This is a genomic window from Marisediminitalea oceani (genome assembly GCF_003731635.1).
Lineage (GTDB): Bacteria > Pseudomonadota > Gammaproteobacteria > Enterobacterales > Alteromonadaceae > Alteromonas > Alteromonas oceani.
In genome coordinates, this window is record NZ_RCUA01000054.1 from 1 (window position 1) to 10,425 (window position 10,425).

The window sequence follows — 10,425 nt, forward strand, 5'->3', positions numbered from 1 at the left end:
GAAATTAGAGAAAGACAGTGTGTTGTGTAGTGATGGCTATAAGCCCTACATAGCTCTTTCTGAGAAAAATGATTTAATACACAAGCGCTTAGATGTGGCAGGAGGAGTTAAGGTGATAGATAAAGTCTTTCACATTCAAAATGTTAACGCCTATCACAGCCGTCTGAAAGCGTGGATAAAACGGTTTCACGGAGTAGCCACAAAATACTTGGAACACTACCTAGGTTTGCTTTGTTCGTGTCTCAAGTTTGCAGGAATTTTCCCGCCATTAGCAAAAAACAACCACCGGGCAAACTCATTGAACTCTTCGCTCTTACAGGTCGCTGCCTGGATTGTTTTGCGCAGATCAACGTCGGTAATGTATTCCAGCAAAAACATGGTTCTGACCACGCGCCCGAGTTCACGGAACGCAAAGTACAGCTTGTTTTTCCGGTTCTTGGTGCCGAACCGGCGCAGGATTGTCGAAGCGGTGATTTTCCCTGCTTTAACTGACATGGCCGTTCGCATCATATCCGCATAGTGCTTTTCAATGAGATCCCACTTGATCGGCTCCTTGAACAAAGACTGAATATGCTTGAGTACCATGGAGCGATCAGGCTTGTAAAAGCTGAGATCTTTGATATTTCGGATACGGGGCATGAGCTTTATGCCCAGCAAGTACGCCAGGCCAAAGACGGGTGTGGATTGCGCCTGTGTATCGCCGTGAACGGTGTCCGGATTAAAATCAGATTCATCGTTGAGTAGGCCGTCCAAGATATAAATCGCCTCGTAGACACCGCAGGGAATAAACCGGCTGAACAATGCAATATAGGTGTCCGAGACGTGGTAATAGGCAATGCCGCCATAGCTGCCATACCGAATATGGTATTCAGATAGCAAATTATCTTCGTAGAGATCCCAAAGCTTTCCATCAGCGGACACACTGCTGCCTGATCCCCAACACTCAATGAGCCGGTATTTCTTATACTCGCTATTGATCTTCGCAATAGCTTTATCGAGACGCGCTTCCGTCGTGCGTTTTAAGTTAAGCCAGGCGACTTGCTTGCGAGAAACGCCCTGCACAGATCGCACGGTTTCGGTGGGACCAATGTTGGTACCGTAACAAAACACGGTCAGGACAAAACGTAACTCCGGGTCGCTGATACGTGATTCGAAGCCCGACAACGGGCCAAAATGTTTATTCAGGTTCAGCCACTTTTCGACATTGATAATCACATCAAGCAGGTTGATTTTGTCCAACCGATCGCGCAAAAGCGCTCCAATTTCTTCGACTTCAGGTAAGGGTTGATCAGGCTTTGGTTTACCGATAATCAGATTCCCGTTTTCAATACGAACCAGTTCGTCCTCCGGGAATTGGCTGTCAGCTTTCCGGCAGCTCGTTTCCATGGACTTCTTCAGCGTTGTTGTAAATTCAGTATCACCGGCGACGAGCCCTACCTCCTCGCAATAGGTAGGCAACTGCGCTTCGTATTCTTCCCAGGTGATCATCTGCTCCCGGTAATCATCGAAGGTTTCACTGTAGGGAATGAACAAGTCACCGGTACTTAGTTCTTCAGCGATCCGTTCAAACACACACAGCTCAAAACAGGTTTTATTAACCTCCGACACCTGTGCTGATTTGGTTGATTTTCCCGTGACTAATTTCCACCAGCTTTCGCGAATCCAGCGAATATTAATGACATTTCTGGAAGAGGGATCGTTCGGATCGCTTTGAATTGACAGGAACTCCGTGCGACGCTTTTTGTGCGTCAAAATAAACTGGAACGCATTGAGCAAGTCCTTGTCTTCCGTGGCCGATGCCAGGTTGAGTATTTCAATCGTACGAAACAAGGTGGATCGTTGCTTTTTATAGAGTCGAACCATAAACGGCAAATAGTTGTTGCCTGCGAATGACATATATTGTTCGCACATTTGCATTAGCTGATCACTGTTCTTTCCCAGTATCGGATCAAAAGCTGCCACCGAATCGGGTTTATCAAGATACACCTTGACCGTCCCAGACAACACAGAAATCAAATGATCGGTTTGCTTTTGATGGTCTGCAAGGTACTTCTCCAACAGCTTCTGCGCCGAGCGATCCATTTTTAACAACATCTTGATAAAAATATCGGCGGCGTTATCCAGTGTTTGTGCGTATTGGTGCCGGATTAAAACGATGACGAGTGCGAGTCGCTTGTTCAGCTTTAGTTTCATCAATTCGGCGTAATCCAGGGCCTTGGCCTCGTTGATAAACTGCTGGTGTTTAACTGGCGGCAACCCCAAATCCGTGGGCAAAAGTGTTTGCAGGGATGTAAGCCATTCCAGGTATTGGATGTACGCATGGATATTGCGAGGGGTCGGGCGTTTGGGTTCATTTTTCAGCGTGCTCCAACCAAAACCATTCAGTCCTGTGCTAGATCGAAGAATATCGTTGATGCATTGGCGACTTTCAGACTCTAAAAAGCCACACAATTGATCGTAATACCGAGTGTTGACTTCGGCCCTGGCCGCCTGACATATCCGCTCAAGTACACTGAACGCCGGTAACTCGTATCGCTCTTTGACCAAATATTCCAACGTGACATTGATGATATCCGGTAATGCTTCTTTGGTAGTCGCTGCCTCAAGTGCCCAAATCTGTGCCAATTCAGAGGTCTTGGCCGCATCGTAGGCTTTTATATTAAGATGGCGCCGAATCAGCTTTACGTGACGATCCTTCGCGCCCGATGTGTAATAGGTTTGGAGATCCTTCAGTGTCACCCGCGAACGGCACTGATTTTTAATGTGCGTGATGATCACCTTTGGTATTTCACCCAGGTTTACGAACCGGCCCAATCGCTGCGTGATTTTTAGCTGAATCAGGAGCCCCAAAAAGGATGCGCTGGTTCGTTTACAGTGACGCAGTGCAAACTTCTGATCTTCCGGCGTAGGTGTATAGACATCCCCTAACTCATCTTCGGTGATATTAGATTTAATTCGTGGATAAGCTGTCTGATAGATAGCGGCCATCGACTTAAATTTTCTCTGATAGATGCATTATTGTGTAAAAGCATCGCGTTATAGTTATCAGGTTTCTAGTCGTCATTTGGATATGCCTAGATTAGTCGCAAGTGGCTTTCATTGCTTTATTCCTTGTGATGGCCTGCCATTACGTCGCCTGAATTGAGATGCCAAGCATTTTGAACAATCGCAAACAACAGTAATACCAACGCCAACAGCAACAGTTCGGTTTGATACACATTGACCGCATACTGAATTTTGAGACCCATACCAGAAACAGCGGAAGGAAACAAAATGGCGATAAAACTTAAGATGGTCGGCAGCAGCGGGGTACAACACAACAGGGGGCTTACAATCCCGATAACTATGCCGCCCGCCGCTGGTGCCGTTCTGCAATGGGTCTTCTTGCGTATCAGTTGAACCCATAAATTGATGAGAACGCTCTCCAGCGTTGCGAACAAAAACGCAAATAGCGCGATTCTCAGATTAAGATGTGCAAAAGAACGCAAGCCAATATCGGAACCCAGTTCATGCGCTGGCAGGACAACCAAGTGGACGACCAGCACCAGACTAAAGAGGATCGCGGTACGCCGTTTTGAGTGAGAATCCTGAACCGGCGATTGAAATGCATACACTACAAGTGACCAGAGGCGTTTTATAGAGTTTGTAGCGCGCTTCACTATCGCATTCATTCTTCTTTGCCGTTTGTCGCAACTTTGTAAGTTCCCCAGAACATCTCCGGTAACACGCAAACCAGTGGTGTACCGATCAGTAAAGAGAGTCCTAATCCGTTAAAGGTGAGCCATTGTATCCACTGCATCCCAATGCCTAATGCCAACATGGCGGAACCCAGAAAAAATGGCCCGCTGAAAAAACAATGCATTCGCCCACATTGACTCGCATTTCTTAAACAGGCATATCCCATCCAACTTAAAGCGATCGCCCAGATACTGCCGGTCATCCACGGTGCAAGTTGCATCATGCCGGTAATCACTATGAGTATCGCTGGCAATACCCAGGTGAGAATAAATCGGCCTTTATTGGCTACCCAGTCGTGGGGGCCGGTTTCACATTTCTCTGACATCGTATACTCCTTTGTTATGGCGATCAGGCCAGTTGGCGCAGCTCCGACAGCTGTGAATCCAATGCCTGCAAGTAAGCCTGGCGTTCATCAATTTTGGTTTGCAGTTCGCGCATGGCGGCTTCACAGGCTTGCTGGTCGCCTTCGATGATGGCGTAGAGCAAGGGTTTTATATCCAGGATCAGCAGGCCCGCCGCACGCGCTGCGCGAATGAAGCGCAGCCGGTTTAAAGCGCATTGATTGTATAAACCGAAACCACCCGCGGAATGCTCTGGGCAAAGTACCAAATTTTCCAAGACGTAATTCCTGACGGTATGCACTGTGGTTTGCGCGGCTTTCGCCAGTTGCGAGTTCGTCAGGGGAAATTCGAGTGCCTGCCCATCGGCATCCATGAATGCCGCAAAGTCGGGGATCACCTCAAAGTATCGTGACACATCTTTTGACACGGCGGCTTTTGACATGGGTTTGTCTCCGTTCGTTTCAAACACTGCGGCCTGGCCACAACGCTTCAGTCGTTTCGGCATCGGCTGGCCGCGCCAGCCGATAGCCATGTAATACATCACAGCCAAGCTTCTCTAAAAGTTGTTGTTGAGTGGCCGTCTCAACCCCTTCCGCGACGATGGATAAATTCAGGTTATGGCCAAGGGTGATGACGCTTTCGGTAATGGCGCGATCCTTTGGCTCGGTTGTCATATGCGTGACAAAGGTTTTGTCGATTTTTAGGCGGGTCACTGGGCAGCATTGCAAGCGTGCCAGCGACGAACTCCCGGTACCAAAATCGTCGATGGACAGGCGAATGCCCAGCGCCTGGCAGCGATGCAGGTTTTCGATCAGGATTGGCGTATCCTCCAGGGCCAGTGTTTCGGGTAATTCCAGTTCCAATGCCGGAGCAGGCAGTCCCGTATCACGCAATATCCTGGCAAGGTCTTCGACAAAGTCAGGTTGGTGGATTTGTAAGGCAGAGACGTTGATCGCGATGATACCCTCGGGTAAACCGCGTTGACGCCAATGCATCATCTGTTGACAGGCCGCCCGTAAGACAAACGCGCCCAGTTCCAGAATTAATCCGCTTTGTTCGGCAACGGGAATAAAGGTGTCTGACTGGATCAATCCTTCAGTTGGATGTTGCCAGCGAATGAGCGTTTCAGCGCCTTCCCAGCATTGGTGTTGAACATCCCATAGAGGCTGGTAAAAAGGAACGAATTCACCCTTGTTCAATCCATCCGCCAACGCATTGACCGTTGGGGCTGTCAGTGAATGCGTGGCGGGTGCCGTTCCCATACTGCCCTCTCCTATCCTGCACAACAGGACAGTTCTTTGACATCCTTGTTAAAGGTTTGCGCGCAGAGCTTCAAACCTTCCACCATGGTGAGGTAAGGGAAAAGCTGGTCGGCTAATTCCGTCACCGTCATACGGTTGCGGATGGCTAAAGCCGCACTCTGGATCAGTTCGCCGCCTTCGTGAGCCAGGATCTGCGCGCCTAGCAACAACCCCGTTTCCTTCTCTGTGACCAGTTTGATAAAACCGTCGGTTTCAAAGTTGGCTAACGCACGTGGGACATTTTCCATACCCAGTACGCGGCTGTCGGTCTCAATATCCTGAGCCCTGGCTTGCTCCTCGGTCAGTCCGACGGTAGCCACCTGTGGATCGGTAAAGATCACGGCGGGCATGGTGGACAGATCCAGTTTGGCGTTGCCGCCCGTCATATTGATACCAGCACGGCTACCGGCGGCCGCGGCGACATAGACAAATTGCGGCATGTTAGAGCAGTCACCGGCAGCGTAAATACCAGCAACATTGGTTTCCATGCGTTCGTTAACAACGATTTCGCCCTTTTTGTTGGTGGTGACACCCACCGCGTCCAGATTGAGTTGGCTGGTATTGGCGTGTCGCCCGGTGCTTACCAGCAAACGATCACAACTGAGCTCGCCTGCATTAGTGTTCAGGGTGAATTGATTTCCATCGTGGGTCACTTGGGTGGCTTGCGTGTTGTTTAAAACTCGAATGCCTTCTTTTTCAAAACAGCCCGCCAGTTTTTCACCGATTATGGGGTCTTCACTGTAAAGTAGTGAGTGTCTTGCCAACACGGTGACTTCACTGCCCAATCGTCGGTAAGCCTGGGCAATTTCTAGCGCCACGACCGATGAACCAATCACCACCAGGTGCTGCGGCAATTCCTCGGCAAACAGCGCTTCGGTAGAGGTCCAGTAAGGCGTTTCGGCCAGCCCCTCGATGGCAGGAATGGTTGGCGTGGAGCCAGTGGCGATCAGGATTTTATCAGCAAAGATTTCCTGCTCAGTGCCATCATTTTTTCTGACTATCAGGGTGTTTGCATTTTTAAATTGCGCCCAACCTTTAAGTAAACTAAGCGCAGGATTTGTCTCTAGAATATTCTGATACTTTGCAGCGCGCAGCTCTTCGACTCGAGCGGTCTGCTGCTGAGCCAACAAGGCTCGACTCAATTGGGGCGCATGATTTTCCAGTCCGGCAAAGGGATTATTGCGTTGCTGCTGTGCCAATTGAGCGGCGCGGATCAAAATTTTTGAGGGTACGCAGCCGACATTCACGCAACAGCCGCCAATCACATCGGCTCCCTCAATAAGAGTGACCTTGGCACCACCTTCAGCGGCTTTGATAGCACAGGCAAAAGCGCCGGAACCCGTACCGATAATCGCCACATGTTGAGTTCGGTTGCTTTCTGTGTTGCTGGTATTTTCGTTGTCACAGTAGGCGTTCGGTGCTGTGTTTTCCGCTAAGGGGTTTTCTTTTGCGGTATAACCCAGGGCTTCAATCGCTCCAATGAGATCGGTTACGCTGACCCCACCGTTTGTGGTGATCGTTGCGCTGGCGTTTTCATAAGATATTTCAACCTTATTCACGCCTTCGATCGCATCGAGCGCTTCTTTAACGTGAGCGACGCAACTTGGACAGGTCATCCCTTCTATCGATAGTAAGATCATTCGTTTTCCTCAAATAGTAGTCAGGCATTGCGTCGTGTTAAACAGCACAGCTGTCATCATCACAGCGTTTATTCGCGGGTGAAAAAATATCCCAAAGCGATACGGCAACCATCAGACCTAACGCTGAATAGGTGACATAGCTGCTCCAGCCGTATTGGAAAAACGGATAGAGCGATAACAGCAATAAAATGGGGCCGACCACACCCAGCGCACTACGGTGCCATTGCCGGTGGCTGAACCAGCCAAGTCCGTTGAGTACCAGGGCAATCCAGGCAAACAACGGTAACAGGGTATTAACAAACAAACCTTCCCATTGGCTGAGAAAACCCAACCCGACCGCAGCGCCCAGGCTGGCGATGGCCGGGAAACACATGGCGCATCCCATAGCAGAAACCAGCGCGCCCAATGAGCTAATCTTATCGCCGAAACGGGTCAGTAACTGTATTAGCATTTCCATGCTTTACTCCTTGAGCGTTGATGGATAACCCGCATTAGTGGTGGCTTCGGTCAGTGCTTTTACTGTGGTTTTTTCGTCGTCGAATGTGACAACTGCCAATTTGGTTTCAAAGGTGACTTCAGCTTTACTCACACCCTCAACATTTTTTAAGGCATTTTTGACCGTAAAGGGGCAGGTCACACAGTTCATGGTTGGAACTTCCAAAGTAACTGTTTTCGGCGCAGCAAAAGCGGTCAGGCTGGTCAAGGCTAGCAAAGACAACAAGGCAATTTTCTTCATCATTTTCTCCAGTAACGTATTAAGTCATTAATAAAAGTGAGCGGTAAGAAAGTATTCAGGCAAACCAGACAATCCAATAATTGCTGGTGACTAGCACCAACGCAGTCAGTGCCGTTAACCAAAAGATCACCTGCCGGCGTTTTCGCACTTGAGGAACTGCACAGGCGGTGCCTGGCTCACAGTCCTCAACGGGGCGATAGACCTTCCAGCCTGCGAAGCCAAATAAGGCTAAAACCAGCAGGATAAAAATGGGACGATAAGGTTCTAACAAGGTTAAATTACCAATCCAGGAGCCACTCACGCCTAGCAGCAACAACACGAAAGGACCAGCGCAGCACAGGCCAGCGCCAACAGCCGCGATAACGCCGCCAATAATAGGTAGATTGGATTCTTTCTGTGACACGACTTACTCCTCTGATTTCAGTGTATGGAGCAAGTGTAATCTCCGTACCGATGTACGGAGTCAAACGTTTTTGTGATGCCCGTGTAAAACTAATTAAGGTTGCAGGGAGTCGATAATGGGACAATGTGAGTCATCGTTATTACTCTGACATTGCGTCAATAATGCCTTGAGTGCGCTTTCGAGCCGCTTCAGATCGGCAATTTTTTCCATGACGGCGCTGAGTTTATACTCGGCCAGCTCCTGCACCTGAGCACATGGGCGGTCATTCAAGCTTAGCAGGTTGGCGATCTCTTCCAGGGTAAACCCCAATTCTTGCGCCCGCTTAATGAACCGGATGCGATTAACCGTTTCATCGGGATAATGGCGGTAGCCCAACTCGGGTTTTGGCGGTTGCTCTATTAATCCACGACGCTCATAGAAGCGAACGGTTTCTATATTGATAGCCAGTTCTTTGGCAACTTTACTGATAGTTCTTGTCATGTTCATATCTCTTTTACCCGAACGGTATCTATAAGAACCGCCATTTTCTCCATCAATATATGGGTAGCGTTATTGGAGAGCTGCTGTCCTTCTTCAATGTACTCCCAGACGGTGGCATCGCTCTTCCATCCGCCTTGCTTTTTAATCAACTCAAAATCAACTCGTTCTCGGGCTGCCGATGTAGAGAGGCCGCGCCGGAAGCTATGGCTGCTCAATTCCGGTACAAAATCGAACTGGCAGGCGTTACCCAAAGTCTTGAGTAATTCATTAATGGCACTGGGATTCAACGCTTTAGGCTGAATCTTATCCCACCGGTTAATGGGGCGAAAAACCGGACCTTCATTAATGCCACCCAGTTCTATCCAGTTTTTCATGGCCGTAGCAGGACAGCAGTCTGGTGCACCGAAAGGTAATGCTCGCACTAAGCCGGAGGCTTGTTGATCGGTCTTGGAACTAGACAGCCGGATGAGAAGTCCTTCAGGTTCCCACACCAGATCACCGTAGCGAATGGCCACCAATTCGCTACGGCGAAAGGCACCGAAAAAGCCGGTCAACACCAGCGCGATATCCCTCAGTTTCTTTTTGGTGGTTGGTAGTTGCCGCAAATGATTCACTATTTGGGCGACGTGCTCCAAGCGCAATGCCTTGGCTTTGCGCTTGGGTTGGCCATGGGTACGACGAACGCCTTCCATGGTTTTGCGGACCAACGGATCACTTACTGGATCGATGAGCCCTTGATAATGGTGCCATTGGCTAATAGCGGTCAGGTGCAGATCCAGGGTTCGGGGATTAAGCGATTCGGCTCTGGCCAGCAGGTAACGCACGACAGTATCCCGATCCGAGGGCAGGCGACCACCCCATTTTTCAAATTGGCGAATGGCCGAGCGGTAGGCTTTGCGCGTGTTGTCGGACGTCGCTGCCTGGAGGTAGTGCCGCAATGATTCGGCTTCCTGACGTTCAATCAGGGTCGATTCCTCATTACGTAATGGCAAGTTGCTAGCCGGTTTTGGCGGTTTGTTGTTCATGAATAGGATTTCCTTCGATGTCGCTCAAAAGGCGGCTATGTACCGGCGTTACAAGTCGAAAATTTACGTCAAGATCCATTAACCTACGATAAGGTAGATTATCGGTGGTTAGTATCTTGAATTCAAGCGATCTTGAAAAACACATATATAATGTTATATTACGTGTTATGTAATATGTTACTAAATAATCCGAGAGGAATCACCATGGCCCGTGCCGGAGTCACTTATCACGATATCGCTAAAGCAGCTGAAGTCATTAAAACACATGGCCAGGAACCCACGGTGGATAGGGTGCGCGAGCATCTGGGCACCGGCAGCAAAAGCACCATCGCGCCATTGCTCAAGCGTTGGCGGTCAGACAATGGGGAGGCGGCCGATGTCAGTGGACTGCCGAACGACCTCATCGAGGTGGTAAAGTCCCTGCATGAGCGGGTACAGCAGATGGCCGACCACCGTATCGAACAAGGTCGCCAGGAATTCGAGACTTTAAAGGAAGAACTCCGCACAGAGTTGACCTATGCCAACAACACCATCGCGCAACTTACTGCCCGACAACGGGACCTTGAGAACCAGATAGCACGAATTACCGAGGAAAAAAGCCTGCAAGACAAGTCCCTGGAAGACGCACGCGTCAGGCTGGCAAAGGCCGAGTCTCAGCGGGACGAAGCTCTTACGCGAGCCAACGACTTGAAGGAGAGTGTCAGTGAACTCAGGCAAGAAAACCGGGATATTCGCGATCATTTCGAACATTACCAGCAGCG

At 49.5% G+C, this 10,425-nt stretch carries 11 protein-coding genes and 2 pseudogenes; 2 read left to right on the forward strand and 11 right to left on the reverse strand.

All coding sequences use genetic code 11. The features are described 5' to 3' along the window. Nucleotides 1–226, forward strand: a pseudogene (locus tag D9T21_RS15560) (IS1595 family transposase); the annotation flags it as partial. Here D9T21_RS15560 and D9T21_RS15565 read toward each other — a convergent pair. From D9T21_RS15565 to D9T21_RS15615, 11 genes and pseudogenes are all read right to left on the reverse strand, one after another. Continuing rightward, a pseudogene (locus D9T21_RS15565) lies at nt 226–2,988 on the reverse strand (Tn3 family transposase); the annotation flags it as partial. The pseudogenes D9T21_RS15560 and D9T21_RS15565 overlap by 1 nt on opposite strands. A 116-nt stretch (nt 2,989–3,104) precedes the next feature. Next, entirely contained in the window at nt 3,105–3,671 is a 567-nt protein-coding gene (locus tag D9T21_RS15570; RefSeq protein WP_040133153.1) for a hypothetical protein, read from the reverse strand. Next, on the reverse strand, nt 3,668–4,063 hold the full coding sequence (locus D9T21_RS15575; RefSeq protein WP_101566845.1) for a hypothetical protein: 396 nt from the start codon (nt 4,061–4,063) through the stop codon (nt 3,668–3,670). The genes D9T21_RS15570 and D9T21_RS15575 overlap by 4 nt, the downstream gene beginning before the upstream one ends. Before the next feature lie 23 nt (nt 4,064–4,086). Then, nucleotides 4,087–4,521, reverse strand: a complete 435-nt coding sequence (locus D9T21_RS15580; protein WP_123325856.1) for a MerR family transcriptional regulator — start codon at nt 4,519–4,521, stop codon at nt 4,087–4,089. A gap of 19 nt (nt 4,522–4,540) precedes the next feature. Further along, entirely contained in the window at nt 4,541–5,341 is an 801-nt protein-coding gene (locus D9T21_RS15585) for a putative bifunctional diguanylate cyclase/phosphodiesterase (RefSeq protein ID WP_101566847.1), read from the reverse strand. 11 nt (nt 5,342–5,352) lie between these two features. Further along, a complete protein-coding gene (merA, locus tag D9T21_RS15590; protein WP_123325858.1) occupies nt 5,353–7,020 on the reverse strand; it encodes a mercury(II) reductase in 1,668 nt (555 codons plus the stop codon). A 37-nt stretch (nt 7,021–7,057) separates the two neighbouring features. Continuing rightward, entirely contained in the window at nt 7,058–7,477 is a 420-nt protein-coding gene (merC, locus tag D9T21_RS15595) for an organomercurial transporter MerC (RefSeq protein WP_007642843.1), read from the reverse strand. Between the two features lie 3 nt (nt 7,478–7,480). Then, on the reverse strand, nt 7,481–7,756 hold the full coding sequence (gene merP, locus D9T21_RS15600; RefSeq protein WP_011711647.1) for a mercury resistance system periplasmic binding protein MerP: 276 nt from the start codon (nt 7,754–7,756) through the stop codon (nt 7,481–7,483). A 55-nt stretch (nt 7,757–7,811) separates the two neighbouring features. After that, nucleotides 7,812–8,159 (reverse strand): mercuric transporter MerT family protein, encoded by a 348-nt coding sequence (locus D9T21_RS15605; RefSeq protein ID WP_007642845.1) that lies wholly within the window; start codon nt 8,157–8,159, stop codon nt 7,812–7,814. A 93-nt stretch (nt 8,160–8,252) separates the two neighbouring features. Further along, entirely contained in the window at nt 8,253–8,639 is a 387-nt protein-coding gene (gene merR / locus D9T21_RS15610; protein ID WP_040133151.1) for an Hg(II)-responsive transcriptional regulator, read from the reverse strand. Between the two features lie 2 nt (nt 8,640–8,641). Further along, nucleotides 8,642–9,664: a tyrosine-type recombinase/integrase gene (locus D9T21_RS15615; RefSeq protein WP_123325860.1), complete on the reverse strand. Its 1,023-nt coding sequence runs from the start codon at nt 9,662–9,664 to the stop codon at nt 8,642–8,644. Between the two features lie 162 nt (nt 9,665–9,826). Here D9T21_RS15615 and D9T21_RS15620 point away from each other — a divergent pair. Continuing rightward, on the forward strand, nt 9,827–10,425 hold a 599-nt coding region (locus D9T21_RS15620), incomplete at its 3' end, for a DNA-binding protein (RefSeq protein WP_241155725.1).